Source organism: Achromobacter aegrifaciens (genome assembly GCF_902859965.1).
Taxonomy (GTDB): Bacteria; Pseudomonadota; Gammaproteobacteria; order Burkholderiales; family Burkholderiaceae_B; genus Achromobacter; species Achromobacter aegrifaciens.
Genome location: NZ_CADIKO010000008.1, coordinates 70,133 through 96,797, shown reverse-complemented (window position 1 = coordinate 96,797; position 26,665 = coordinate 70,133). Strand labels below are relative to the sequence as shown.

At 67.3% G+C, this 26,665-nt stretch carries 22 protein-coding genes; 10 read left to right on the top strand and 12 right to left on the bottom strand.

Annotated elements, in window-relative coordinates; all coding sequences use genetic code 11:
- Nucleotides 1–2 precede the first annotated feature (2 nt).
- Nucleotides 3–899 (bottom strand): transcriptional regulator GcvA, encoded by an 897-nt coding sequence (gene gcvA, locus HV793_RS30485; protein WP_054459106.1) that lies wholly within the window; start codon nucleotides 897–899, stop codon nucleotides 3–5.
- A gap of 124 nt (nucleotides 900–1,023) precedes the next feature.
- Here gcvA and HV793_RS30480 point away from each other — a divergent pair, with 124 nt between their 5' ends.
- The 4 genes from HV793_RS30480 (at nucleotide 1,024) to HV793_RS30465 (ending at nucleotide 6,041) form a co-directional block, all read left to right on the top strand.
- Complete coding sequence (locus HV793_RS30480) at nucleotides 1,024–2,448, top strand: amidase (RefSeq protein WP_175214439.1); 1,425 nt, start codon at nucleotides 1,024–1,026, stop codon at nucleotides 2,446–2,448.
- 8 nt (nucleotides 2,449–2,456) lie between these two features.
- Nucleotides 2,457–3,722: an MFS transporter gene (locus HV793_RS30475; protein ID WP_175214438.1), complete on the top strand. Its 1,266-nt coding sequence runs from the start codon at nucleotides 2,457–2,459 to the stop codon at nucleotides 3,720–3,722.
- A gap of 28 nt (nucleotides 3,723–3,750) precedes the next feature.
- Entirely contained in the window at nucleotides 3,751–4,560 is an 810-nt protein-coding gene (locus HV793_RS30470; RefSeq protein ID WP_175163624.1) for an aminoglycoside phosphotransferase family protein, read from the top strand.
- Nucleotides 4,561–4,646: 86 nt separating this feature from the next.
- Nucleotides 4,647–6,041 (top strand): GntP family permease, encoded by a 1,395-nt coding sequence (locus tag HV793_RS30465; RefSeq protein WP_119451800.1) that lies wholly within the window; start codon nucleotides 4,647–4,649, stop codon nucleotides 6,039–6,041.
- On the opposite strand, the gene HV793_RS30460 is transcribed toward HV793_RS30465, so the two are convergent.
- Nucleotides 6,020–6,931, bottom strand: coding sequence for a LysR family transcriptional regulator (locus HV793_RS30460; protein WP_054459096.1), 912 nt, complete (start codon nucleotides 6,929–6,931; stop codon nucleotides 6,020–6,022). The genes HV793_RS30465 and HV793_RS30460 overlap by 22 nt on opposite strands.
- 114 nt (nucleotides 6,932–7,045) lie before the next feature.
- Here HV793_RS30460 and HV793_RS30455 point away from each other — a divergent pair, with 114 nt between their 5' ends.
- Both HV793_RS30455 and HV793_RS30450 read left to right on the top strand, forming a co-directional pair.
- Nucleotides 7,046–7,789, top strand: a complete 744-nt coding sequence (locus tag HV793_RS30455; protein WP_119451801.1) for an SDR family oxidoreductase — start codon at nucleotides 7,046–7,048, stop codon at nucleotides 7,787–7,789.
- Between the two features lie 346 nt (nucleotides 7,790–8,135).
- A complete protein-coding gene (locus tag HV793_RS30450; protein WP_054459094.1) occupies nucleotides 8,136–9,020 on the top strand; it encodes a crotonase/enoyl-CoA hydratase family protein in 885 nt (294 codons plus the stop codon).
- A 24-nt stretch (nucleotides 9,021–9,044) separates the two neighbouring features.
- Here the strand turns inward: HV793_RS30450 and pdeR are convergent, their stop codons facing one another.
- Both pdeR and HV793_RS30440 read right to left on the bottom strand, forming a co-directional pair.
- On the bottom strand, nucleotides 9,045–11,042 hold the full coding sequence (pdeR, locus tag HV793_RS30445; RefSeq protein ID WP_054459084.1) for a cyclic di-GMP phosphodiesterase: 1,998 nt from the start codon (nucleotides 11,040–11,042) through the stop codon (nucleotides 9,045–9,047).
- A 287-nt stretch (nucleotides 11,043–11,329) separates the two neighbouring features.
- On the bottom strand, nucleotides 11,330–12,325 hold the full coding sequence (locus tag HV793_RS30440; RefSeq protein WP_175214437.1) for a Bug family tripartite tricarboxylate transporter substrate binding protein: 996 nt from the start codon (nucleotides 12,323–12,325) through the stop codon (nucleotides 11,330–11,332).
- A gap of 220 nt (nucleotides 12,326–12,545) precedes the next feature.
- Here HV793_RS30440 and HV793_RS30435 point away from each other — a divergent pair, with 220 nt between their 5' ends.
- From HV793_RS30435 to HV793_RS30420, 4 genes are all read left to right on the top strand, one after another.
- Nucleotides 12,546–14,321, top strand: a complete 1,776-nt coding sequence (locus HV793_RS30435) for an IlvD/Edd family dehydratase (protein ID WP_175214436.1) — start codon at nucleotides 12,546–12,548, stop codon at nucleotides 14,319–14,321.
- Nucleotides 14,322–14,332: 11 nt separating this feature from the next.
- Complete coding sequence (locus tag HV793_RS30430) at nucleotides 14,333–15,016, top strand: GntR family transcriptional regulator (RefSeq protein ID WP_125471616.1); 684 nt, start codon at nucleotides 14,333–14,335, stop codon at nucleotides 15,014–15,016.
- A 122-nt stretch (nucleotides 15,017–15,138) separates the two neighbouring features.
- On the top strand, nucleotides 15,139–15,963 hold the full coding sequence (locus tag HV793_RS30425) for a class I SAM-dependent methyltransferase (protein WP_119451805.1): 825 nt from the start codon (nucleotides 15,139–15,141) through the stop codon (nucleotides 15,961–15,963).
- 302 nt (nucleotides 15,964–16,265) lie between these two features.
- Nucleotides 16,266–17,063, top strand: a complete 798-nt coding sequence (locus tag HV793_RS30420) for a class I SAM-dependent methyltransferase (protein WP_175214435.1) — start codon at nucleotides 16,266–16,268, stop codon at nucleotides 17,061–17,063.
- A gap of 35 nt (nucleotides 17,064–17,098) precedes the next feature.
- On the opposite strand, the gene HV793_RS30415 is transcribed toward HV793_RS30420, so the two are convergent.
- From HV793_RS30415 to HV793_RS30380, 8 genes are all read right to left on the bottom strand, one after another.
- Complete coding sequence (locus tag HV793_RS30415) at nucleotides 17,099–18,757, bottom strand: TRAP transporter large permease (RefSeq protein WP_175214434.1); 1,659 nt, start codon at nucleotides 18,755–18,757, stop codon at nucleotides 17,099–17,101.
- Between the two features lie 2 nt (nucleotides 18,758–18,759).
- Nucleotides 18,760–19,386, bottom strand: coding sequence for a TRAP transporter small permease subunit (locus HV793_RS30410; RefSeq protein ID WP_054459069.1), 627 nt, complete (start codon nucleotides 19,384–19,386; stop codon nucleotides 18,760–18,762).
- A gap of 74 nt (nucleotides 19,387–19,460) precedes the next feature.
- Nucleotides 19,461–20,237 (bottom strand): ABC transporter permease, encoded by a 777-nt coding sequence (locus tag HV793_RS30405; protein WP_054459065.1) that lies wholly within the window; start codon nucleotides 20,235–20,237, stop codon nucleotides 19,461–19,463.
- A complete protein-coding gene (locus HV793_RS30400) occupies nucleotides 20,234–21,043 on the bottom strand; it encodes an ABC transporter ATP-binding protein (RefSeq protein WP_054459062.1) in 810 nt (269 codons plus the stop codon). Before HV793_RS30400 ends, HV793_RS30405 begins: the two co-directional genes overlap by 4 nt.
- Nucleotides 21,040–22,065, bottom strand: coding sequence for an ABC transporter substrate-binding protein (locus HV793_RS30395; protein ID WP_054459060.1), 1,026 nt, complete (start codon nucleotides 22,063–22,065; stop codon nucleotides 21,040–21,042). The genes HV793_RS30400 and HV793_RS30395 overlap by 4 nt, the downstream gene beginning before the upstream one ends.
- Nucleotides 22,066–22,129: 64 nt before the next feature.
- Entirely contained in the window at nucleotides 22,130–23,350 is a 1,221-nt protein-coding gene (locus HV793_RS30390; protein ID WP_054459058.1) for a xanthine dehydrogenase family Fe-S subunit, read from the bottom strand.
- Between the two features lie 5 nt (nucleotides 23,351–23,355).
- Nucleotides 23,356–24,183, bottom strand: coding sequence for an FAD binding domain-containing protein (locus HV793_RS30385; protein WP_119451809.1), 828 nt, complete (start codon nucleotides 24,181–24,183; stop codon nucleotides 23,356–23,358).
- Nucleotides 24,180–26,582 (bottom strand): xanthine dehydrogenase family protein molybdopterin-binding subunit, encoded by a 2,403-nt coding sequence (locus tag HV793_RS30380; protein WP_175163642.1) that lies wholly within the window; start codon nucleotides 26,580–26,582, stop codon nucleotides 24,180–24,182. The genes HV793_RS30385 and HV793_RS30380 overlap by 4 nt, the downstream gene beginning before the upstream one ends.
- Between the last annotated feature and the right edge of the window lie 83 nt (nucleotides 26,583–26,665).

The following is a 26,665-nucleotide window of genomic DNA, read 5'->3' as shown; positions in this document are numbered from 1 at the left end:
TTTCAGGCTGGCTCCCCCAGGCCGCTTTCCAGCAGCCAATCGCGAAACACCCGCGCCTTTTCCGGCATGGCGCCCCTGCCCGGCCACACGAGGTAGTAGCCAAACTCCTCCAGCCAGGCGTCGCCGGCCAGCCGGACCAGGCGTCCAGCAGCCACGTCATCCTGCACCATCGCCACGGGCAGCAGTCCTGCGCCCTGGCCAGCGGCCACGGCCTGCAGCAGCAGGCTGCCATCATCGAACGCGGGCCCACGCGGCATGCCCGCGTCCTCCACGCCCTGCGCCGCAAACCACAGTTGCCAGCCGTTGCGCGCTTCGTCATGCACGCGCGGCCAGCGCAGCAGTTCCCGCGCGCCAGCCGGCATCCCCAGCTTCGCCACCAAGCCGGCCGATGCCACCGGCACGACTTCCACGGTCAGCAGGTGTTCGCTTTGCAATCCCGCATAGCGGCCCAGTCCGTGGCGGATCGCGATGTCCGCGCCGTCCCGGCCGAAGGCCGCCAGCGCGTTGCTGGTGACGAGCTGCAGGTCGATCTCCGGATGGCGGGCATGGAAGTCATGCAATCGAGGGATCAGCCAGGCCGACGCGAAGAACGCGGTGGTGCTGAGGGTGAGCACGCGGCTCTCGGGCGGCTGGGCGACACGGGCGGACGCGGCCAGGATCTGGCGGAAGGCATTGCGCACCGGCGGCAGGTAACCGTGGCCGGCATCCGTCAACTGAATGCCGCGGTTCACGCGTAGAAACAGCGCCACGCCCAGATGCTGTTCCAGCGACTTGATCATCTGGCTGACCGCGCCGGGCGTCACGCATAGCTCCTGCGCCGCGTCCTTCACCGACAGATGGCGGGCCGCGGCTTCAAAGGCGCGCAACGCGTTGAGCGGAGGCAGTCGTGGAGCGGTCATTTCCGAAGAGTTCAATGATTTAGTTTTTCTAATTCAAATCGAATAGAAATCATGGTTTGTACGCTGGTCCAGCAGACATTAACTTGATCGGATCTGTGACGAATAGAAGATGGATAAAGAATAGATGAACTATACGGAAGACATCAAGGCCGCCGACCTGCACCAACTCGATCTGCTGGCGCTCGCCGCCCTGATCCGGGCGGGCGAGGTCTCGCCCGTGGAGATCACGCGCGCGCAACTGCGGCGCATCGAAGCGCTGGACGGCGACCTGCGCAGCTACGCCCATGTGACCGCGGCCTCTGCGCTGCAGGAAGCCCAGGCCGCCGAAATCGAAATACGCCAGGGGCGCTACCGCGGCCCCCTGCATGGCGTCCCCCTCGCGCTGAAGGACCTGTTCCGGCGCAAGGGCGTGCCGACGGCTGCCGGCGCCGCGATCCACCGGGGCGTGCCCGCCGACCATGACGCCACGGTAGCCAGCCGCCTGCGCGACGCGGGCGCCGTGCTGCTGGGGCAGCTGCAAATGACCGAAGGCGCGTACTCCGACCATCACCCCGACGTCGCGCCGCCGCGCAACCCCTGGCACGCGGATTACTGGATCGGCATCTCATCCAGCGGATCGGCGGCGGCGACGGCCGCGGGCTTGTGCTTCGGCGCGACCGCCTCGGACACCGGCGGTTCTATCCGCTGGCCTTGCGCGGCCGCGGGGCTGACCGGCATCAAGCCGACCTGGGGCCGTGTCAGCCGCCACGGCATGTTCGAACTGGCGGCCTCGCTGGATCACGCCGGCGTCATCGCGCGCAGCGCGGCCGACGCCGCGGCGCTGCTGGAAGCGATTGCCGGACCCGACGCGAAGGATCCGACCACGCTGCAAGCGCCCGTGCCGCGCTACGCCTTGGAGGCCGCCGTTCCCGCTGCCGGCCTGCGGATCGGCGTGGATATGAACTGGAACCACCGCAACGTCGATGCGCAGACCCAACGCATGATGGAATCGGCAATGCAGGCCTTCGAACAGCTGGGCGCAACCCTGGTGCCGCTGCAGTTCCCCATCGAAGACGCGGCGCAGGCCGTGCGCGACTGGGCGCCGCTCTGCGCGGTCGAAGCGGCGGTGGCGCACGCCAGCACCTATCCATCCCGCAAGGCGGAGTACGGACCGGTGCTGGCCGGCGTGATCGAAGCGGGACGCTCGCTATCCGGCCTCGACTACCAGCGCATCCTGTTGCGTCGCATGGCCATGCGAGGCAAGGTCGACGCCTTGTTCGGCCGCGTCGATGCACTGCTGACGCCAGTGCAGCCCATGGCGCCGCTCACGCTCGAAGCCATCAGCGTCCTGGGACTACAGCCCGGGCTGGTCGAAGCGCTGCAACGCTATACCTGCGTGTTCGACATGACCGGGCATCCCTGCCTGACGCTGCCCGCCGGGCAGTGCGAAGCCGGCATGCCCATGGGCCTGCAACTGGTGGCGGCCCACCTGGGCGAGCCCGTGCTGTTCCGCTTGGGCGCCGCTTTCCAGGCGGCGACAAGCTGGCATCTGCGCCGGCCGGCACTGTGAGGCCGAAGATGAACACGCATGCGCGGCACGGCGCCAGCCGGATCTTCCACGGCTGGCGGGTGGTGGCCGCGGCCTTCGCCATCACCTTGCTCGGCTTTGGCAGCGCCTATTCCTTCAGCGCCTTCGTCGACGCCTTGCAACGCGACTTCTCCGCCACGCGCGGCGCGGTGTCGCTGGTGTTCTCGCTGGCGGGCTTTCTCTACTTCGGTTTCGGTGTGGTCAGCGGTCCGCTGGCGGACCGCTACGGCTCGCGTCGCATGGCCTGGATAGGCATGCTGCTGGTGGCGCTGGGCCTGGCGCTTGCCAGCGCCGCGCAGAGCATGATGCAGATCTACCTGGCCTACGGCCTGGGCGTCGGGTTGGGCGTGGGCTGCGCCTATGTGCCGGTGGTGGGCGCGGTGCAGCGTTGGTTCCTGCGCCGCCGCGGGCTGGCCTCGGGGCTGGCCGTCAGCGGCATCGGCGTGGGCACGCTGCTGGTGCCGCCGCTGGCGTCGGCGCTGATCGAACTGTGGGGCTGGCGCGCCGCGTATCTGGCGCTGGCCGCGGCGGTGGCTGTCCTGGGCTGCGCCGCGGCGCGCTGGGTTGAAAATTCGCCGCAAGACCGCGGACTGCAACCCGATGGCGACGCAGCCTCCGCCGTCCGCGCAGCGCCGGCCTCCCCGCCCGCCGGCGTGCCGGTGCTCACCGCCATCCGCAGCAGGGTCTTCCTGCTGCTGTACCTGGCAGCCATGGCCGGCGCCTTTGGCGTCTTCGTGCCTTTCGTGCATCTCATCCCGTACGCCCTGGATCATGGGATCGCGCCGGGGCTGGCCGTGCTGCTGCTGGGCTTGGTCGGCGTGGGCAGCACGGCCGGCCGATTCCTGCTGGGCACGCTGGCCGACCGCCTGGGCCGGCGCGCCTCGCTCGCCACGATGTATGGCGGCATGGCGGCGTCGCTGGCGCTATGGGGCGCTTGCGGCCAGTTCTGGACGCTGGCTTTGTTCGCCCTGGTGTTCGGCGCGTTCTACGGCGGCTGGGTGGCGCTGATGCCGGCGGTGGTCATGGATTACTTCGGCGGCCGCCACGTCAGCGGCATCATCGGCGCGCTCTACACCAGCGTGGCGTTCGGAACGCTGATCGGTCCGGTGGCGGCGGGCCATGCGTACGACCTCAGCGGCTCCTATCTGCTGCCCATCGTCGCCAGTGCGGCGGGCAACGCTTTGGCGGCGGCGATCACGGCACTCCTGCCGCGGCAAGGCGCGACGCAGGCCGCGCCGCGCCCAGCTCTACTATAGGGGTCCATCCAGGCACTTCCGGCGCCCCATGTTCGACACCTACCTTTCCCGCTGGCAACTCACTCCCGACGGCGCTCCCGTCATCACGCACGCCGCCCAGTTGCTGCCCGTGCGCCATCGCGGCCTGCCCGCCATGCTCAAGGTCTCGCACGAGGAAGACGAAAAGCAAGGCGGCGTGCTGATGCGCTGGTGGGACGGCCAGGGCGCGGCGCGCGTGCTGGCTCACGACGACGCAGCCATCCTGCTGGAGCGGGCCACCGGCACGCGCTCGCTGGCGGACTACGCCCGCAACGGGCGCGACGACGAGGCCACCCGCATCATCTGCAGCGTGCTGCGGGACCTGCATGCCCCACGTGCCCAGCCGCTGCCCGCGCTGCGTCCGCTGGAAGAATGGTTCGAGGAACTGTGGCCCATGGCGCAGGCGCAAGGCGGCATCCTGGCGCACAGCGCGCGCCACGCCCGCGCCCTGCTCGACAGTCCGCGCGACCTGACGGTGCTGCACGGCGACGTACACCACGACAACATCCTGGACTTCGGCGAACGCGGCTGGCTGGTCATCGACCCCAAGCGCCTGCATGGCGAGCGCGCCTTCGACTACGCCAACATCTTCTGCAACCCGGACCTGGCGGATCCCGTTCCGCCCGTCGCCATCGTGCCTGGGCGCTTCGAGCGGCGGCTGGAGCTCATCGTTGCTCAGTCGGGCCTGGAGCGCCGCAGGCTGCTGCAATGGATCCTGGCCTGGTGCGGACTCTCCGCCGCCTGGTTCATGGGCGGCGGCGAAGACGCCGCGATCGACCTGGACATCGCCCGCCAGGCGCACGCGCTGCTGGAACGCTGAATCGCCGCCGCTGTAAACAAGGCATTCGGCTCGATGCGGTAAGGTGTAGCCCCACACCCCTTATCTCTTCATTCCCGGAGTACCGAATGACCGGATTGTTCATCGTGGTGGCGGCGCTGGCGTTCCTGATGCTGGCGGCGTATCGAGGCTATAGCGTGATCCTGTGCGCGCCCATCGCGGCCATGGGCGCGGTGCTGCTGACCGACCCGTCGGCGCTGGCGCCCGTGTTCTCGGGCATCTTCATGGAGCGCATGGCGGGCTTCGCCAAGCTCTACTTCCCCGTGTTTTTGCTGGGCGCCGTGTTCGGCAAGCTGATCGAGCTGTCGGGCTTTTCGCGCGCCATCGTGCAGGCAGTGCTGCGCCTGATCGGCGCCGAACGCGCCATCATGGCCATCGTGCTGGTCTGCGCGGTGCTGACCTACGGCGGCGTCTCGCTATTCGTGGTGGTGTTCGCGGTGTATCCGTTCGCGGCCGAGATGTTCCGCCAGGGCGGCATCCCGAAACGGCTGATGCCGGGCGCGATCGCGCTGGGCGCGTTCACGTTCACCATGACCGCGCTGCCCGGCACGCCGCAGATCCAGAACATCATCCCCACCACTTTCTTCGAAACCACCACCTGGGCCGCGCCGTGGCTGGGCCTGATCGGCGCCTGCTTCACGCTGACCGCCGGCATCGCCTACCTGGAGTGGCGGCGCAAGCGCGCGGCAGCCGCGGGCGAGACCTACGGCACCGACCTGCGCAACGAACCGGTCACGCCGCCCAATGAACGCGAGCACCATCCGCTGATCGCGCTGCTGCCGCTGGTGGTGGTGGGCGTCGCCAACTACCTGCTGACGCGCTGGATACCGGGCTGGTATCCGGCCGGCTCCGAAGTCGCGCTGCCGGGCCTGCCCAAGCCCATGCCCGTCAACGCCGAGGACCAGGTGGCGCTGTGGGCGGTGATGGGCGCGCTGATCGCGGGCATCGTCACCATCCTGCTGTTCTCGTTCCGCGGCATCAAGGCGCATTTCGCCGAAGGCAGCAAGAGCGCGGTGTCGGGCGCGTTGCTGGCCTCGATGAACACCGCAGCGGAATACGGCTTTGGCGGCGTCATCGCCGCCCTGCCCGGCTTCCTGCTGGTGGCCGACGCGCTCAAGGCCATCCCCGACCCGTTGGTGGGCGAGGCGGTGGCCGTGACCTCGCTGGCCGGCATCACGGGTTCCGCCTCGGGCGGCATGAGCATCGCGTTGGCGGCCATGGCGCAGACCTTCATCGACAGCGCCCACGCGGCGGGCATCCCGATGGAAGTGCTGCACCGGATCGCCGCCATGGCCAGCGGCGGCATGGACACGCTGCCGCACAACGGCGCGGTGATCACGTTGCTGGCGGTCACGGGCTTGACGCACCGGCAGTCCTACGGCGACATCTTCGCCATCACGCTGATATCGACCACTTCGGTCTTCCTGGCGATCGCGGTGTACTACCTGACCGGCATTGTCTGAGCCAGGCCGGCGGCGATGACCTCCGCCAGCCATTGCGTGAAGACTCGCACCCGCGCCGACACCTGGCGGTTCTGCGGATACAGCACCGACACAGGCATGGGCGCGGGCGGCGCGCCGGGCAGCACGATCTTCAACTCGCCCGCCGCCAGCTCGCGCTCGACGCGGTAGCGCGGCACCTGCACCAATCCCAGGCCGGCCAGCGCCGCACCGGTGTAGAGCTCCGCGCCAGTCACGCTGACCACGGCCCTGGGGCGTACCTGCACGTTCTTGCCGTCGACCATGAAATCGAGCGGCAGGCTGCGCCCAGTGGCGCTGGACAGGTAGTCCACCGCCCGATGGCCTTCCAGATCTTCCAGCCGCCGCGGCTCGCCGTGGCGCGCCAGATAGGCGGGGCTGGCCACCGTGACTTGCGGCATCAGCGCGATCTGGCGTCCCACCAGCGAGGAATCCTGCAGCGTGCCGGTGCGCAGCACGCAGTCCACGCCTTCGCGCACCAGGTCCACCAGCCGGTCGTCCTCGCCCAGTTGCAGCACGATGTCGGGATAGCGTTCCAGAAAGGCCGGCAGGCCGGGCATGACGAAGAACCTGGCCAGCGTGCCCTGCGCATTGACGCGCAACAGGCCCTTGGGCGAGGTGTCCAGGAAGGCGCCGTCGGCCTCTTCCAGATCCGCCAGGAGCCGCACGCAGCGCTGGTAGTGGGCCTCGCCATCATGGGTCAGCCGTACCTGGCGCGTGGTGCGTTCAAGCAGCCGCGCCCCCAGGCGCGCTTCCATCCGCTTGACCAGATTGGTGACCGTGGGCCGCGGAATCTGCAGGTCCTCTGCCGCCTTGGAAAAGCTACGCCTTTCGGCGATGCGCACGAACACCTGCATTTCCTGGAACCGGTCCATTGTCACTCGCCCATTATTAATACAGATGAAATTATGTTAGCGAATATAGAGTAATTATCTTTTTTCTGGAATAGTTCAAGATACGCCTCACCCCCATCCAACCGGAGATACGACATGAACACCCAGGCCACGCAACGCATCGCGCTCGTCACCGGCGGATCGCGCGGCATAGGCGCCGCCATCGTCCGCCGCCTGGCGCGCGACGGCCACGCCGTCGCCATCAACTACGCCTCCAGCGCCGCCGAGGCCGAGGCGCTTGCCGACGAAATCCGCGCCGCGGGCGGCCGCGCCCTGGCAGTGCGCGCCGACGTGTCCCGGGCGGACCAGGTGCGCGCCATGTTCGACCAGGTGGAAGCGGGACTGGGCCGCATCGACGTCCTGGTCAACAGCGCCGGCATCCTGAAGATGGTGCCGCTGGCCGAGACCAGCGACGAGCTCTACGAGCAGACCTTCGGCATCAACACCCGCGGCACCTTCAACACGCTGCGCGAAGCTGCCACGCGCTTGGCCGACGGCGGCAGCATCGTCAACGTGTCCAGCACCACCATCGCGCTCAACCTGCCGAACTACTCCGTCTACATTGCCAGCAAGGCAGCGGTGGAAAGCCTGACACAGGTGTTCGCCAAGGAATTGCGCGGCCGCCGCATCACGGTCAACGCGGTGGCGCCCGGCCCCGTCGCCACCGACCTCTTCCTGAACGGCAAGAGCCCCGAGCTGATCGAGCACTACGCCAAGATGCCGCCACTCGAACGTCTGGGCCAGCCCGATGACATTGCCAACGTGGTGTCGTTCCTGGCAGGCCCCGAGGCAGGCTGGGTCAACGGCCAGATCCTGCGCGCCAACGGCGGCGTCGCCTGACCCGGCCCATCCCAGAACCGCAAAACGCAAGTCCGCGCGCGGCCGCTCGGCCGCGCCATCCCTCATCCCTACGCATGAGCGCGCAGCCTTTGGCGCGCGCGCGGCGCATCGCCCCGATAGCCGCGAATTTGCGTGTATCCCTCATCCGTTTTACCCATGCCCCCATCGCCTGATGGGTTGAGCGGTTGCGTCCGCTCATCGCGTTTCTCCGTTGATCACTCGGGCCTTTGACTTACGGACAAGTCTGGCCAGCTGGACGAGGTTTGCATGAGACGAGAGCCGGAAGGTCTGTATTAGGCTGATCCCGTAGTACTCCGACTCACCTTGATCAATTGGACGAAAGTAAATGAATCAACTCATTCATCCGGATTGCCACCCCTTCACCGCCGCAGGCAACCTGAAGCAGCTCTCGGCGTTCTACGAGGAGGGACGTCGGGTCATGTGGATGATGCTGCGCGCTCAACCGCGTCCGTGCTTCAACCATGAACTGATCGACGAGATCATGACTTTGGCGCGCGCCGCCAAGGACTCCGGCCTGCCCATCGATTTCTGGGTCACCGGCTCGCTCGTTCCTCAGATCTACAACGTGGGCGGCGATCTGAATTTCTTCGCGGAAGCCATACGCACCGGCAAGCGCGAAGCGCTGCGGGCGTACGCCCGGGCTTGCGTGGATTGCGTGCATGCCGCCACCCGCGGCTTCGACACCGGCGCGATCTCGCTGGCGATGATCGAAGGCACCGCCCTGGGCGGCGGCTTCGAGGCCGCGTTGGCGCACCACTTCGTGCTGGCGCAGAACACCGCCCGCATGGGCTTTCCTGAAATGGCGTTCAACCTCTTCCCTGGCATGGGCGGCTACTCGCTGGTGGCGCGGCGCTCGGGCATGAAGCTGGCCGAGGAACTGATAGGCACGGGCGAATCCCACACTGCCGAATGGTTCCATGGCCGCGGCCTGGTCGACGTGCTGTTCGAGCCGGGCGACGCCTACAAGGCCACCCGCACCTTCATCGACGTGATGCGGCCCAAGCTCAACGGAATGCGCGCCATGCTGCGCGCGCGCCAGCGCGTGCTGAGCTTGTCGCGCTCGGAGCTGATGGACATTACCGAAGATTGGGTCGAGGCCGCGTTCTCGATCGACCCGAAGGACCGCGCCTACATGGAACGCCTGGTGATGGCGCAGAACCGCCGCAGTTCTTCCAGCGCGGAGTCCGCGCTGGAAGCCACCATGCATTGATGCGGTAAGGCGCTGCCGGCTGCGTCAGGCAATGAGATGCAGCCGGCGGCGCTGAGCCAGCCAAGCGGTGAACTCCGCCGCCGGCATGGGCTTGGCGTACAGGTAGCCCTGTTTGGCGTCCACGCCCAGGGTGTCGACGAACACGGCCTCTTCGGTCGTTTCCACGCCCTCGGCGATCACCTTCAACTCCAGCGTGCGCGCCACCGCGACGATGGCGCGCGCCAGCGCCTGCGACACGGGGTTCTCGTTGACGCCGCGCACGAAGCTGGCGTCCAGCTTGATCGCGTCCAGCGGAATGCGGGCAAGCTGCGACAGCGAGGAATAGCCGGTGCCGAAGTCGTCCAGATGGACTCGCGCGCCAAGTTGGCGGAACTGCTTGATCAGTTCGATGGCGGCGCCTTCGTCGTCGATCAGGCAGCTTTCGGTCAGTTCGATGTCCAGCAGGCAGGGATCCAGGCTGGCGTCGTTGATGGCGCGCATGAAGTCGCTGACCACGCCCTTGTCGTTCAACTGCCGCGGCGACACGTTGATGGCAACGCGGATATTCAGGCCGTCGCGCTTCCAGGCCGCGGCCTGCCGGGCCGCTTCGCGCATGACCCACACGCCCAGCGGCGAGATCAGGCCCGACTCCTCGGCGTACGGAATGAAGACGGCGGGGCCGACCATGCCGCGCTCCGGCGAGCGCCAGCGCACCAGGGCTTCGACCCCGTCGACCTCGCCGTTGCGGCCGGCCAGCTTGGGCTGGTAGTACAGCATCAGATGGTCTTCGGCCAGCGCCTTGCGCAGGTTGGTGTCCAGCCAGACGTAGTCCGCGTTGCGGCGGTCCATCTCGGGTTGGAATACGCGGTAGGTATGGCGTCCCGCTTCCTTGGCCACATACATGGCGATGTCGGCGCTGCGCACCACGCTGTCCAGGTCGGCGCCGTGGTCGGGATACATGGCGATGCCGATGGAGCAACTGGTGTAGACCTCGATCAGCCCCTGGCGGAAAGGCTCGCGCAGCCGTTCGATGATGCGCTGGGCGGTCGCCTCCAATTCCCAGGTCTGCGCGGCCTCGTGCAGCACGATGAATTCGTCGCCGCCCAACCGCGCCAGGGTCTGGCCTTCGGAGAGGCAGGAGGAAATCGCGACCGCGACCGACTTCAACAGCCGATCGCCGAAGCCGTGGCCGTAGTGGTCGTTGATGCGCTTGAAATTGTCCAGGTCCAGGAACAGCACGCCGCCGCGCCCATCCTGGCCCGCCGCCAACGCCGTCTTCAGCCGCGTGGTGATCGCGTGGCGGTTGGGCAGGTTGGTCAGCATGTCGGTGTTGGCCAGCACCCGCAGGCGCTCCTGCGCCTGGCGTTCCTCGGTGATGTCGGTGCCCGAGCAGATCAGGTAGACGCGCTTTTCGCCGCTGCCGCTGGTGACGAACTTGTTGCGGAACAGGAAGAGGCGCGGTCCCTTGACCGTATTGATGAGGCGCTCGGCCTCGTAGGATTGTCCGCGCTTGTAGAACTCGGCGATATTGCGGCGCGAGGCGATCGCCTCTTCGCGCGTCATGAACATCTCGAACACGCTGCGGCCGATGATGTCCTGCTCGCGCTTGCCGGTGTATTCCTCGCTGAGCTTGTTGAAGCGTTGCACCCGGCCGTTCTGGTCCACGATGACGATGACCGAGTTGGCCTCGGACACGACGGTCTCGGCGAAGGACAGGCCTTCGACCAGATCCTTGGCCACGGATTCGGTATCGGAATGGGCGGACGCGGTGCCGGCCCATTCGTTGGGATTGATCTTGCGGCCCACCAGATGGAGCCGGAGCATGTCGCCGTACAACGAGATGTCGATGCGCACGCTGGAAGTGATGCCCGTCAGGCTGCGTATCGTCTCGGCTTGTTCCGGGCGCAATGCCATTGCGATATTGGCTGCGCCCTTGACTGCTGCAAGTTCGAACGCGTCGCTATCGGCGGACAGACGCCAATACGGACTGTGCGTTCCGAAATGCGTGTACAGAATCGACTTTTCGTCCTGGTCGTCTGTCATTGTTATCCCCCTTCTGCCGTCCCGGGAAGGCCCGCAAACTACATTACGGCCTAGTCTATTCGGGGTCAACCACTGTATACAATCTCGCGAGGGTTTTATTGCGGTTTATTGCGTCCCCTTTGGCGGTTCATAGCGCAAAAGTTTGCATCCACCCTTTTTTCAGTGCGTATTCCCCAGTTTGCGCGCAAGCCTTGTTGCGTCTTTCACGAGCGCATGCACAAACAAAATCGCCGGAGGTTCCAGGCGGAACTTCCGGCGTGTGACGTATAGCCACAACTTTAGGGGTATTAATCCCCCTTCACGCCCGCGTCGTCGATGACTTTGGTCCAACGCGCCAGTTCGGCCGACACGCGGGCGCTGGCGTCGGCCGGCGTGGTCCAGGTGGCGATGGCGCCCTGGTTCAGCAGCGAGGCCTGGACCTCAGGCTTGGCCAGGATCTTCTTCAGTTCGCCATTCAAGCGCTGGATCACGGGCGCCGGAGTATTGGCGGGCGCCACGATGCCGAACATCGAACTGACCTCGAAATCCTTCAGGCCGGCTTCGGCCGCGGTCGGCACGTCCGGCAGCGCGTCCACGCGTTGCGCCGACGTCACCGCCAGCGCGCGCAGCTTGCCGGCCTTGATGTTGCCCTGTGCCGCGGGCACGGTCTCGATCATGCTGAGCACCTGCCCGCCCATCAGGTCGGTCATCGCCGGGCCGCTGCCCTTGTAGGGTACGTGCAGTACGTCCACGCCGGCGGTGCGCTTGAACATTTCGGCGGCCAGATGCTGCGGCGAGCCGTTGCCGGCCGAACCCATGGTGATGTACCCGGGCTTGGACTTGGCCAGGGCGATGAACTCGGCCAGCGTTTTCGCCTGCACCGACGGATTCACCACGAACACCAGCGGCACCGTGCCCACGATGGACACCGGCGCGAAGCTCTTCTCCACGTCATAGGTGACGCGGCCGCGGTACAAGGCGGCGTTGATGGAATGGCTGGTCAGCGCGCCCATCAGCAGCGTGTAGCCATCGGGCTGCGCCTTGGCGACCTGGTCGGCGCCGATGTTGCCGGCGGCGCCCGCCCGGTTCTCCACGATCACCGACTGGCCCAGCGCGCCGGTCAGCTCCTGCGCCAGCACGCGGCCGATCACGTCGGTCGCGCCTCCGGGCGGGTACGGCACGATCATGCGGATGGGCTTGTCGGGGTAGGCGTCGGCGGCCAGGGCGGGAGCGGACACGCCGGCGCACAAGGCCAGCAGGGAAAACAACACGGCGCGGCGCGGCCGCAGACGCAGGTCTGACATGTAGGTCTCCTGCCGGGATGAGTATAGGAATGAAACGGACGCCCGGCTCGTCAACCGCGCCAGTGTAGGTTCACCTTCTTGATTGAAGAATCAGAATTTTTCTATCGACTGATCTACATACAGGATCAATTAAAAGGCGCCGATAAATCGCTTGCAGCCACTTTCAAAGGCTGGATATGATGCCGCCATCAGATTATCAATAATATTATCGAGATAAAAAATGAAGGACGAGATCAAGAAGGACGCAGCCGCGCCGGGCCCTTTCAGCAGTGACGGCGCCACCGCGCGAGGCGTGGCCCGCGGGCTCACCAACTACGGCGACACCGGCTTTTCGCTGTTCCTGCGCAAGGCCTTCATCAAGGGCGCGGGCTTGACCGACGACGCCTTGTCGCGCCCCATCATAGGCATCGTCAATACGGGCAGCAGCTACAACCCCTGCCATGGCAACGCGCCGCAACTGGTCGAAGCGGTCAAGCGCGGCGTCATGCTGGCCGGCGGCCTGCCCATGGACTTTCCCACCATTTCGGTGCACGAGAGCTTCTCCCAGCCCACCAGCATGTACCTGCGCAACCTCATGTCCATGGACACGGAGGAAATGATCCGGGCCCAGCCCATGGACGCGGTGGTATTGATCGGCGGCTGCGACAAGACCGTGCCGGCCCAGCTGATGGGCGCGGCGTCTGCCGGCGTGCCCGCCATCCAGCTGGTCACGGGGTCCATGCTGACCGGCTCGCACCGCGGCGAGCGCGTGGGCGCCTGCACCGACTGCCGCCGCTACTGGGGCCGCTACCGCGCCGAAGAGATCGACGCGGCCGAGATCTCGGACGTGAACAACCAGCTGGTCGCCAGCGTGGGCACCTGTTCCGTGATGGGCACGGCCAGCACCATGGCCTGCATCACCGAAGCCCTGGGCATGATGGTGGCCGGCGGCGCGTCGGCCCCGGCCGTCACCGCCGACCGCGTGCGCGTCGCCGAGAAGACCGGCGCCACGGCGGTCGCCATGGCCGCGTCGCGCCTGACGCCCGACCGCATCCTTACCGGCAAATCCATCGAGAACGCCCTGCGCGTGCTGCTGGCCATCGGCGGCTCCACCAACGGCATCGTGCACCTGACGGCCATCGCCGGCCGCCTGGGCATAGACATCGACCTGGCCGGCCTGGACCGCATCAGCCGCGAAACGCCCGTGCTGGTCGACCTGAAGCCCTCCGGCCAGCACTACATGGAAGACTTCCACCACGCCGGCGGCATGCCAGCCCTGTTGCGCGAGCTGCGCCCCTACCTGCACCTGGACGCGCTGACCGTGTCGGGCCGCACGCTGGGCGAGGAACTCGACGACGCCCCGCCCGCCTTTGCGCAGGACGTGATCCGCACCGCGGCCTCGCCCATCTACCCGGTGGGCGGCCTGGCCGTGCTGCGCGGCAATCTGGCGCCGGGCGGCGCCATCATCAAGCAATCCGCCGCCAATCCCAAGCTGATGGAGCACGAGGGCCGCGCCGTCGTGTTCGAGGACGCCGAGGACATGGCGCGGCGCATCGACGACGAGGCGCTGGATGTCACCGCCGAAGACATCCTGGTGCTCAAGCGCATCGGCCCGACCGGCGCGCCCGGCATGCCCGAAGCCGGCTACATGCCCATCCCCAGGAAGCTGGCGCGCGCCGGCGTGAAGGACATGGTGCGCATCTCCGATGGCCGCATGAGCGGCACCGCCGCCGGCACCATCGTGCTGCACGTCACGCCCGAAGCCGCCATCGGCGGCCCGCTGGCCTACGTGCAGAACGGCGACCGCATCCGCCTGTCGGTGGCCAACCGCGAGATCGCGCTGCTGGTGGACGACGCCGAACTGGCGCGCCGCGCCGCGGCCCAGCCCATCGTCCGCCCCGTCGCCGAACGCGGCTACCGCAAGCTGTTCCTGCAGACCGTGACCCAGGCCGACCAGGGCGTCGACTTCGACTTCCTGCGCGCCGCCGTCACGCGCGACACCGTGCCGAAAAAGTAGGCGGCAAGCCCATGGACGCCATCGCACCCGACTCCATGCCGATGCCGGCCCCGGACGCCGCGCAGGCCGCGGTCGCCATCCTGGAAGAAGACATTGTCTTCGGCCGGCTGCACCCGCGCCAGCGCCTGACCGAAGATGAACTCATGGCGCGCTTTTCGCTCAAGCGCCATGTGGTGCGCCAGGTCCTGGCCGACCTCGAGGCGCTGGGCGTAGTGGAAAAAAAGCGCAACATCGGCGCGGTCGTGCGCGCATACGCGGTGCGCGAAGTCATGGAGCTGTACGCGCTGCGCCAAATGCTGGAAGTGCATGCCGCCAGCCAGATCCCGCTGCCCGTGCCGCAGGCGCGGCTGGCGGCGCTGGTGGCCGTGCAGCGCGAACACGATGCGGCGGTAGCCGATGGCGACGCGCGCCGCGTGTTCCGCAGCAACCAGCGCTTTCATCGCGAGTTCTTCGGTTTGCTGGACAACGCGGTGCTGGGCCAGGCCATCGAGGAATACGCCCGCCGCACCCACCCCATCCGCTTCGGTTCGCTGGCCGCGGCCGGCTACCGCGAACGCGCCCGCCAGGAACACTGGGCCATGATCCACGCACTGCGGGATGGCGACCGGGAGGGGTTGATGGCGCTGTGCCGGGAGCATCTGCTGCCGTCGCGGGACGCTTATCTGGCGGCGGAACAGGCGCGGCTGGGGGCATGAGCCCACACCCGGCGCCAGTCGCCAGGCGACCGCGCCGCGCCTAAAATGGTGTTCCCAGCCGCAGGACGCGGCTGCGTTGAATCTGAAGACCGCCCCGCGCGGCCGCTTTGGAGTCGAACATCATGAACACTGCTCCTAGTGATCGTGTTTTCTCCGGATCCATCCCGCAGTTCTACCAGCGGTACATGGTTCCTCTCGTCTTCCAGCCCTATGCCGCAGACATCGCCGCGCGAACGGCGGCGCTGCATCCTGCGGCCGTGCTGGAGATCGCCGCAGGCACAGGCGTAGTGACGCGCCAACTCGCGGAGCAGTTGCCCGCCGGCGCGGCCATCGTCGCCACCGATCTGAACCCGGCCATGCTGGAACAAGCCCAGACGCTGGGCGCAAGCCGCGCCATCACCTGGCGCCAGGCCGACGCCCTGCAACTGCCTTTTGAGGATCAGGCCTTCGATGCCGTGGTGTGCCAGTTCGGCTACATGTTCCTGCCGGACAAGGCTGCGGCCTACGCCGAAGCGCGTCGGGTCTTGCGGCCGGGCGGCGCCTTCCTGTTCAACGTCTGGGACCGCATCGAGGACAACGCGTTTGCCGATACGGTGGAACAGGCCCTGGCGCGGCTGTTCCCCGGTGATCCTCCCAGGTTCATGAGCCGGATTCCGCATGGTTATTACGACGCGGCCGTCATCAGAGCCGACCTGGCCCGCGCCGGATTCACCGGCCGCCAGACGCTGGAAACCATTGCATTCGAAAGCCGCGCCGACACGCCGCAGACGGCTGCAATCGCCTATTGCCAGGGCACGCCGCTGCGCAACGAGATCGAGGCCCGCGGCGCGGACATGCTGGGGCAGGCGGTCCATGCCGCGACCGATGCGCTGCGTGCGCGCTATGGCGCGGGGCCCATCGCAGGAAAGATCCAGGCGCATGTGATCACGGCGCCGCGCGGCGCATAGCTGCGCGACGGCCGCGCGATGAACCGGCGGCGGGCGGCCGTTTGTCCCACCGCGCCGTCCCGGTTAAGCTTGCAACCTTCTCTCCTTCCACCGGAGCACTCAGAGTGAACAAGTAAATGCCGGGATGCCCACGCATCTTGCCCCCCTCGCTGCCTGGCGCGCGAGCCGCATTGCTTGTTCGATTCTGATGTCTTGCAGGACCTGGCCCCTATCGGCGCGCCGCGTCCTGCTCCCTTCAGGCACAGGCTCGCGGATCGCGTGTCCATCGGCAGTTTTCCCCTTTTTGACAGAAGGAAAACGCAATGCCTGCGACTGACACCATCGATATCTATGAACACAACCGCGCCGCCTGGGACCGCCAGGCCGCGCAGCAATGCGCCTGGTCGCAACCGGTCGGCCCCGAAACGATCGACGCCGCGCGCCGCGGAGACTGGCAGGTGCACATCACGCCGCGCGCCCTGCCCGCGGATTGGCTGCCGGCGATGTATCCGGTTCCGCGCATCCTGTGCCTGGCCTCCGCCGGCGGCCAACAGGCGCCCGTGCTGGCCGCGGCCGGCGCGGACGTGACCGTGTTCGACGCTTCTCCGCTGCAACTGGCCCAGGACGACATGGTCGCGCGCCGCGACAGCCTGGCGCTCGCAACCGTGCAGGGAGACATGCGGGATCTCTCGGCGTTCGGCGACGCGTCCTTCGACTGCATCGTGCATCCGATCTCCAACCTGTACGTGCCCGACGTGCGGCCTGTTTGGCGGGAGTGCTTCAGGGTGCTGAAGCATGGCGGCAGGCTGCTCAGCAGCTTCTACAACCCGGTCGTGTTCGTCGGCGACCGCGCGCCGGAACTGGCCGAGCAGGGCCTGATCCGGCCGCGCTTCCGGCTGCCCTACTCGGACCTGCGCGACCTGAGCGCATCGGAACTGGCGGAAAAGCAGGGCCGGGGCGACGCGCTGGTGTTCGGGCACAGCCTGGACGAACAGATCGGCGGCCAGCTGGAAGCCGGATTCCTGCTGAAGGGGTTTTATGAAGATGAACAGCCCCAGCCGCGCTTCCTGATCGACCGCTTCCTGCCGACGTTCCTCGCCACACACGCGGTCAAGCCCTAAAGATCAAGGGGCGTCCCCTGGACGCCCCTGCCGCATCACTTGAACGGATTGGCATCCGCGCCGTAGGCGCTGCCCCCGTAGCCGCTGCCTCCGACCTCCAGCGAGACCGAACTCGGGTCGACCACCGCGTCCGTGCCCTTGTAGTGCATCACCATCCCCGGGAACGCCATCACCGCGGCCACCATCAGCAGCTGGATCACGATGAACGGCACCGAACCCCAATAGATCTGCCCGGTGGTGACCGGCTCGATCATCTTGCCCGTGACCCTGTCCTTGTAGCGGTCCCGTGGCGCTACCGACCGCAGATAGAACAGCGCAAAGCCGAACGGCGGATGCATGAACGAGGTCTGCATGTTGACGGCCAGGATCACGCCGAACCAGATCAGGTCGATACCCAGCTTGTCGGCCACCGGCCCCAGCAGCGGCACGATGATGAACGCCAGTTCGAAGAAGTCCAGGAAGAATGCCAGCACGAAGGTCAGGATGCTGACCACGATCAGGAAGCCCCACTGTCCGCCCGGCAAGCCGGTCAGCAGATGCTCGACCCACAGGTCGCCGTTGACGGCGCGGAAGGTCAGGCCGAACACGGTGGAACCCACCAGGATGAACACGACGAAGCAAGACAGCTTGGTAGTCGTATCCATCGCCTGCTTGAGCAGGTCCAGCGACAGGCGGCGGCGCGCCACCGCCATCAGGATGGCGCCCACCGCGCCCATGGCGCCGCCTTCGGTCGGCGTGGCCACGCCGATGAAGATAGTGCCCAGCACCAGGAAGATCAGCGCCAGCGGCGGGATCATCACGAAGGTCACGCGCTCGGCCAGGGCCGACAGCAGGCCCAGGCCCAGCGCCTTGTTCACCAGCGCGATGACGAAGGCGGTCGCGCCCCAGAACAGCAGCGCCACCACGATGCGCTCGTCCATCGGCGCCGTGTTGTTCTCGACCCAGAGGCCCAGGAAGTAAGCGGACACGGCGGAAATCGTCATCAGCACCAGCAGCGACCGTCCGCCGCGGCCGCCGTTCGGCTCCTGGAAGCGGCGTGCCTCTTCTGGCAGCGCGGGCGCCGAATCCGGCTTCAGCAGGCTCATGATGACAATGTAGACGATGTACAGGCCGGCCAGGATGAAGCCCGGCACCATGGCGGCGCGGTAGATGTCGCCAATGGAACGTCCAAGCTGGTCCGCCAGGATGATGAGCACGAGCGAAGGCGGAATGATCTGCGACAAGGTGCCGGACGCGGCGATCACGCCGCTGGCCAGCTTGCGGTCATAGCCGTTGCGCAACATGATCGGCAGCGATATCAAGCCCATGGAAATGACCGACGCCGACACCACGCCCGTGGTCGCGGCCAGCATCGCGCCCACGAACACCACCGCGATGGCCAGGCCGCCGCGGATCGAGCCGAACAGCTGGCCTATGGTCTCCAACAGGTCCTCGGCCATGCCGGATCGCTCCAGTACCAGGCCCATCAGCGTGAAGAACGGCACCGCCAGCAGCGTGTCGTTGGAAATGATGCCGAACACGCGCTGCGGCAGCGCCTGGAACAGCGAGGAGTTGAGCAGGCCCAGCTCCATGCCGACCAGGCCGAACAGGATGCCGTTGGCCGCCAGCGCGAACGCCACTGGAAAGCCCAACAGTAGAAAGATGATCAGCGTCGCGAACATGATCGGCGCCAGATTGGCAATGAGAAACTCCATGATCAGCGACCCTTGTTGTTCAGTTCGTTCTGCGCGGCCGCCTCGCGCGCCTGCGCTTCGCGGGCGATTTCCTCGGCCAGTTCTTCTTCCGCGCTCTTGGCTCCCTCGCGTTCGCGCGGGTCGCGGCAACGTCCCATCAGGAAGCCCACGCACTTGATCAGATGCGACAGCCCGGCCAGCACCAGCAGCGCGAAGCCCACCGGAATCAGCAGCTTCACCGGCCAGCGGATCAGTCCGCCCGAATTGGAGGAATATTCGTTGCTGAGGTACGAATCCATGAACACCGGCCAGGACAGGTACATGATCAGCAGGCAGGCCGGCATCAGGAAGAACAGCACGCCGAAGATCTCGATCCCGATCTGCGCGCGGCGCGACAGCCGCGACGCAATGATGTCCACCCTGACGTGGTCGTTTTTCAGCAGGGTGTAGCCTGCGGTCAGCAGGAACATGGCGCCGAACATGTACCACTGCAGCTCCAGCCAGGCGTTGGAGCTGTCGTGGAATATCTTGCGCATGATGGCGTTGCCGGCGCTGACCAGCACAACCAGCAGCGTGACCCAGGACACGGCCCGGCCCATGCGTAGATTGATCGCGTCTATGCCACGCGACAAGGCGAGTAGTGCTTGCATCTGTTTTCCCCAGAATCGTTTCTAATCACGCACCTGCCCCACATTCAGCCCGTGGTGCCCCGGGCTAGAACCTGTCAATCGTCTTCGCGGTGGTGCCGCAGCCAGGGCGTCAGGCGCCGTTCCAGCCACACCAGCAAGGCAAACAGCAGCATGCCCATCAGGGCCAGCACGAAGATCGCGGCGAACACCCGCACCGTGTCGAAGGTGCCCTGGGCACTCATGATCACGTAGCCCAAACCGCGCTGCGAGGACACGAACTCGCCCACGATGGCGCCCACCAGCGCCAGCGAAATCGAGACCTTCATGCCCGCCAGGATCGAAGGCAACGCGCTGGGCAGCCGCACCTTGAAGAAGAAATCGCGCCGCGAACCCTTCAGCACGCGCCCCAGGTCCAGCACGTCCTGCGGCACCGAGCGCAGGCCATGGACGGTGTCCACGATCATCGCGAACACGGCGATCAGGAAGGCGATGGCGATCTTGGGTTCCGCGCCCGTGCCCATCCAGATCACGAACAGCGGCGCGATGGCGACCTTGGGCACGCTGTTCAGCGCCACGATCAGGGGATAGATGAAGCGTTCGAACCAGCGCGACCCCACCAGCATGACGGCAATCGCCACCCCGGCCACCACTGCCAGCGCAAAGCCCGCCAGCGTGGTCATCAGTGTGTAGGCAGCGTGGCCGGCATACCAGCTCCATTCCGCGGCCAGCTCCAGCGCCACCTGGCCGGGCAGCGGCAGCATGATGGCGCGCACATGGAAAATCCGCGCGGCGGCTTCCCACAGCAGCAGGAAGACCAGCACCGACACCAGCCCGGCCATGCGCCGGCCCGCCCCTTTCAAGAGCGCGCTCATTGGACGGACTCCAGTCCGGACGCGGCGCGCGCGCCCTCATCTATCAGGCCCATGCTCTGGAACATGCCGCGGATGTGCCGCACGTATTCGCCGAATTGCGGCGTCTCGCGCAACGCCAGCGGCCGGGGCCGCGGCAGGTCGATTTCTATGGTTTCGAGGATCCGGCCCGGGCGCGGCGAGAACACCATCACCACGTCGCCCAGGAATACCGCCTCGGCGATGCCGTGCGTCACGAACAACACCGTGTTGCGCGTTTCCATCCAGATCCGCTGCAGCTCGACGTTCATCTGGTCGCGCGTCAGCGCGTCCAGCGCGCCGAACGGTTCGTCCATGAGCAGCAGCTTCGGATCGTCCACCAGCGCCCGGCAGATGGCGGCGCGCTGCCGCATGCCGCCGGACAGTTCGCGCGGATAGCTTTCGGCAAACTTTTCCAGCCCGGTCAGGGCCAGCAGCGCGCGCACCTTGTCGGCATAGGCGGCCACCGGCTTGTGCGCAAACTCCACCGGCAGCAGGATGTTGCGGCGCACGTTGCGCCACTCCAGCAGCGCGTCGCGCTGGAACACCATGCCCATGCCGTCCGGCGGTCCCTGCACGGGCACGCCCTCCACCCGCAGCTCGCCGCTGGAAACGGTCTCCAGCCCGGCCACGCAACGCAGAAAGGTGCTCTTGCCGCAGCCGCTGGGTCCCAGGATGCTGACGAAGCGGCCGCGCGGCACATCGACCGACACCGACGCCAGCGCTTCCACCCCCGCCGCGCCGGGGTAGCGCTTGCGCACGTCCGTTGCGGACACGGCCCACTGCGTCATGGTTGCACCAGGCTGTCGTAGCGTTCCGGATGCACCAGGTCGGGCGCATAGAACGTGGCGGGCTGCGCGCCGGCGCTGATCAGCCCGACCGTCGACAAGGTGGCGACGGCCTGCGTCCAGTCCTGCGGCACGATGGCGCCCAGCCGCGCGCCCGCCGCCGGCTGGCCGAAATACGGCTGCAAGGCGTCGATCTGCCCGCGCAGCACCTTCTTGTCCAACCGGGCCTGCGGCCGCTGCGCCAGGATGGCGGCGACCGCCTCGTCCTGGTGACCGGCGTAGATGTACTCCCAGGCCCGCGCGCTGACGCTCGCAAAGCGCGCGATGGCGTCGCGCCGCTGCGCCAGCTTGGACTCATTGGCGAACAGGCCGAAACTGGGCATGTTCAGGCCGAAATCGGCGAAGCGCACCGCGCTGGACGGGCGATTCTGCGACACCACGGGCAGGAAGAACGGAATGGTGGAGAATGCCGCGTCGGCCCGCCCCACGGCATAGGTCGACGCCTTGCTGGCGGCGTCCACGTTGATCAGTTCCAGGTCGCTCTTCTTGAGCTTGCCCGCGGCCAGGAAGGCATCGATGAACGGCGCTTCCAAGGAGCCCGCCGTATAGGCGACCTTCTTGCCCTTGAGCTGCGCCGGGCCGGTGATGCCGGCATCGGACGGCACCAGCAGCCCGATGTCGCTCTGCCTGGCGAACACAGCCACGGCCTTGACCGGCATGCCTTTCTCGCGGGCGATCATGGCCGAGGCCAGGGCGGCATGCCCCAGATCGAAGCTGTCGCCGGCGCCAACGATCTGCACCGTCGTCACGGATCCATTGCCGTCCTCCAGCGTCACGTCCAGGCCGGCCTGCTTGTACCAGCCCTTCTGCTGCGCCAGATGGAATGCGCCGTGCACGCCCCAGGGCGTCCAGTCCAGCCGCACCTTCAAAGGCTCCAAAGCCTGGGACCAGGCGGGCGCGCTGAGCGCGACAGCAGCCAGGCCCAACAACGCGTTGCGCCAGTTTCTTGCGAATACCGCGAGCATGATTTTCCCCGTTATGTGCCGACACAGCGCGGCCGCGCCCCGCGGCCGCTGGTACCCCGCGTGTTCAGCCGCCGCGGCCGAACCACCGCTTGATGCGCGCCCACAGCACGCTGAAGAACATGGCCGTGGGATTGAAGCTGGCCTGGACCGGCGCCTCACCCGCGGCAGCGGGTCGGCGCAGTCTGGCCGTGACGTTGTTGCCGAAGTCCGCGATCATGCGGCGCACGAAGTCCTGCACCAGGCCCGAACGCGAAAACTGCGCCAGCGGACCTTGCAGCGAATACAACAGGTTCACGTGGACCTGCGTCTCGTTGGCCGACAGCGCCTCCAGGCGATACGTGATGTCGCCGTTGGCGCGCGACTGGCTGAGCGAGTCCTGCCCCGCGCCGCGGAACACCGCCTGCATGGCCGCGTCGTCGCGTTCCAGGCGCGCCGCGCCATTGAAGGCGGCGGACATGGGGCCGAACTTGATCGCGATCTTGCCCTTGACCCGGTCGCCTTCGTGTTCCTCGATCGAGGCGCCCGGCAGGCAGCTGGCCAGGGCTGGCAGGTCCACCATGAAGGCCCAGACGTCCGCAGCCGGGAAAGGCACCTTGAAGCCGCCGTCGATCTGGCTGCCACGGCCCTCTTTCTTGCCTTCCTTCTTACCGGCCGGGGCGGCAGCCGGAGCCGGCGCCGCAGCGGCGCTTGCGGCCGGCTGGCTGGCCGCCGCTGGCGTGAACCCCGCGAACGCCACCGGCTTTTCCGCTGCTGGCGCGGCGCCCCGGCCCTGCGCCTGAGCGGCGCGCAGCGCCTCTACCGCGGGGTCGGGCTGTTCCCTGAGTTCGGCCAGCACCGACATGACGGCGGCGACGATGCCCATGTATCCGGTGCAGCGGCACAGATTGCCGGACAGCTCCACACGCACCCGGCCTTCGTCCGCATCCGGCAGGCGCAGCACGATATCGCGCGAGGTCGCCAGCATGCCCGGGGTGCAATAGCCGCATTGCAGGGCGTGGTGTTTGGTAAAGGCGGCGCGCAGCCGCTGCATCACCGGATCGGCGTCATAGCCTTCGATGGTGGTCACCTGCCGGCCTTCGCAGGCCACCGCGAACGAGATACAGGAGCGCACCGGCGCGCCATCCACCAGCACCGTGCAGGCGCCGCAGACCCCGTGCTCGCAGCCAAGATGGGTGCCGGTCAGGCGTGCCTGATCCCGCAGGAAATCCCCCAGATGCATGCGCGCGGGCGCCTCGTGCGATACGCGCTTGCCGTTTACTTCCAATGTCACCTGAACCATGCTCATTCCTGTCAACCCAAGGCCTGCGCCAGGCAGCGCGTCACCGCGGTCCCGTGCAGCTTGCGATGGTGTTCATCCTTGTCCTGCATGACCCCGGCCAGCTCGCTGGCCAGCAGCGCTTCATCCAGGCCCGCCAGCCCCTGCTGCGCGATGCGCGCGGCCAGTTGGGGCAGCAATCTGGGCGCGCCGTCCAGGGCCCCCACCGCGATGCGCGCCGTCTTCGAGGACGGATCGAACCACGCGGCGCAGCTGGCCTCGGCGAACTCGCCGGTCTTGCGGCAGAACTTGTAGTAGCCCCAGCGCGCCTGCGGCCCGGCTTCCGGGATGTGCACGGCGGCGATCAGCTCGTCTTCGCGCAGCCCGGTGGTATAGGCGCCCTGCATGTAGTCTTCCGCCGGCAGCATGCGCACGCCGTCCGGCCCCGCGATCTCCAGCGTCGCGCCCAGGCCGACCACGGTCAGCACCCAGTCGGCCGCCGGATCGGCATGCGCCAGGCTGCCGCCCAGCGTGCCGCGGTTGCGGATGGCGCGATAGGCGATGCCCGGCGCCACCTGCTGCATGGGCGTGCCGCGCAGCAGTTCGTGCACGCCGTCCTCGATCTCGGCATGGGTCACGGCCGCGCCGACGCGCAGCTTGCCGTTCTGGCGCGAAACCGTGCGCAGTTCGGACAGGCCGGAGATGTCGATGACGACGGGCGGACGCGCCAGGCGCAGGTTCAACATAGGGCCCAGCGATTGGCCGCCGGCCATGAGCTTGGCGCGGCCCTCGTGTCCACGCAGCGCCCGCAAGGCGTCCTGCAGGGTGTCCGGGCGGGAGTATTCGAATGCAGCGGCCTTCATGCCGTCACCTCCGTGGCGACGGTTGCGGTCTTGCGGCTGCCCTGAGCGATGGCGGCCAACACCCGGGTTGGAGACAGCGGCGTGCGCAGCAGTTCGACTGCGCCCAATGGCCGCAGCGCGTCGTTGACCGCGTTGAACAGCACCGCCGGCGGCGCGATGGCGCCGCCCTCGCCCATGCCCTTGGCGCCGAACTCCGTATGCGGCGACGGCGTCTCGAAGTGGTGCAGGCGCATGTTCGGAACCTCGGTGGCGCCTGGCAGCATGTAGTCCGCCAGGGTCGAGGCCAGCGGCTGGCCGTTGTCGTCGTAAGGTGTTTCCTCGTAGAACGCGGTGCCTATGCCCTGGGCCACGCCGCCTATGGTCTGGCCTTCGACCACCATGGGATTGATCATGGTCCCGCAGTCCTCCACCACCACATAATCCAGAATTTCCACGCCGCCCGTGCCCGGGTCCACCGCCACCACCGCCGCATGGGTCGCATAGGTGAAACAGCCGGTGTCGACCTTGGGCTTGTAGCCCACGGTGACTTCCAGGCCAGCGGCGTCCACGTCGGGCGGCAACAATTGCGGCCGCAAGTACCAGGCGTCGGCCACGTCCTTGACCGACACCGACTTGCCGCCGGCTTCCAGCCGGTCGCCGTTCCAGGTCACACTGGCGGGATCGGCCTGCAGCAGATGCGCGCCGATATGCGTGAGCCGCGGCAGCAGGCGTTTGCAGGCCTGCGACACGGCGCCGCCGGACATCACCAGCGAACGCGAGGCGTAGGTGCCGGTGGAGAACGGCGTCTGACCGGTGTCGCCATGCAGCAGCTTGATGCTGGCCACGTCCACGCCCAGGATTTCATTGGCGATCTGGGCGAAGGTGGTCTCCATGCCCTGCCCGTGCGAATGCACGCCGACCCGCAGTTCCAGCCCGCCGTCCGGCGTGACCCGCGCGGTGGCTTGGTCAAAGCCCGGTATCACGGGCGTGCCCCAGGCCGCGAACACCGAGGTGCCGTGCGCGGCCTGTTCGGTGTACGTCGCCAGCCCCACGCCAATGAGGCGGCCGTCGGCCTCGCCCTGGCGCTGGCGTTCGCGGATCGCGTCCACCCCTATCATGTCCATGGCCTGTTGCAGGCTGGCGGGATAATCGCCGCTGTCCAGGTGCTTGCCGGTGACGTTGACGTAGGGCATCTGCTCGCCCTGCACCAGGTTTTCCTGGCGGATTTCCCAAGGCTCGCGTCCGACCTCGCGGGCGATCGCGTCCATCGTCAATTCCATGGCGAAGCACACGCCCGTGCGCGCCACGCCGCGATACGGCACGAAGCCCGGCTTGTTGGTGGCCACCGCCCGCGTCACGCAGCGATAGCCCTTGAATGCATACGGTCCCGGCAGGTTGCCGATGGCCTGGCCCGGTTCCAGGCCGATGGTGAACGGCCAGACCGAATAGGCCCCGCCGTCGATGGTGATCTTGGCGTCCAACGCCAGCAGCTTGCCGCGGCGATCCGCGTAGGCCACCATTTCATAATGGTGCTCGCGCGAATTGGCGCCCGCGGTCAGGTGTTCGCGGCGGTCTTCGATGAAGCGGAACGGCTTCTTGAAGGTCTTGGCCAGCCAGGCCACGCACAGCTCTTCCTGCTGCAGCACGCACTTGTAGCCGAAGGCGCCGCCCACGTCCGGCGACACCACCCGCACCCGGCCCTGCTCCAGGTCCAGGCACTGGGCCAGCACGCTGCGGATCATATGAGGCACCTGGGTCGCGCTGACCACCACCAGCTGGTCGGCCTGGTGGTCCCAGTAGGCCAGCACCGCCTTGCCTTCCATCGGCACCATGCATTGCCGCGACAGGTCGATCTTGCGGCGCACGACCACGTCCGCCTGCGCTGCCAGCTCATCGAACTGCTTGTCGACATTGAGGGTGACGAAGACGTTGTCGCGCCACTGCTCGTGCACGAAATCGCCCTGGGCCGCCTGGGCGCTGACGACGTCCGCATACACCGGCAGGTCGTCGTAGTCGACCTCGATCATCTCGGCGTAGTCCTCGGCTTCGGCGCGGGTCGGCGCGAACACCATGGCCACGGGCTCGCCCACGAAGCGCACCTTGCCCGAGGCCAGCGGCGGCTGGGCCGACACCTGGTAGCTGGGCAAGGTGGAATCCGCCACGATGTCGCGCGCATCGGCCATGGCCTGACGCACAAACGCCTTGTCCGCGATCTGCTCGGCCACGCGCACCGAAGCGATGCGCGCATGCGCCAGCGGACTGCGCAGGAAGGCCACCTCGCAGAGACCGGGCATGGCCATGTCGGCCACGAAATTGCCCTTGCCGTGCAGATGGCGCGCGTCCTCCTTGCGCGGCACCCGCGCGCCCACTCCCTGCGGCTTGCCTGGCCGGCCGTGCGTATCGGCGTTTGCTGTCGTCATGACTACCCTTTATCTCCTGTTAGTGTCCTGTCCCGTAGATGCGTCCGCCTGGCGAAATTCCTCCACGAGCGTCGGGGCTAGGC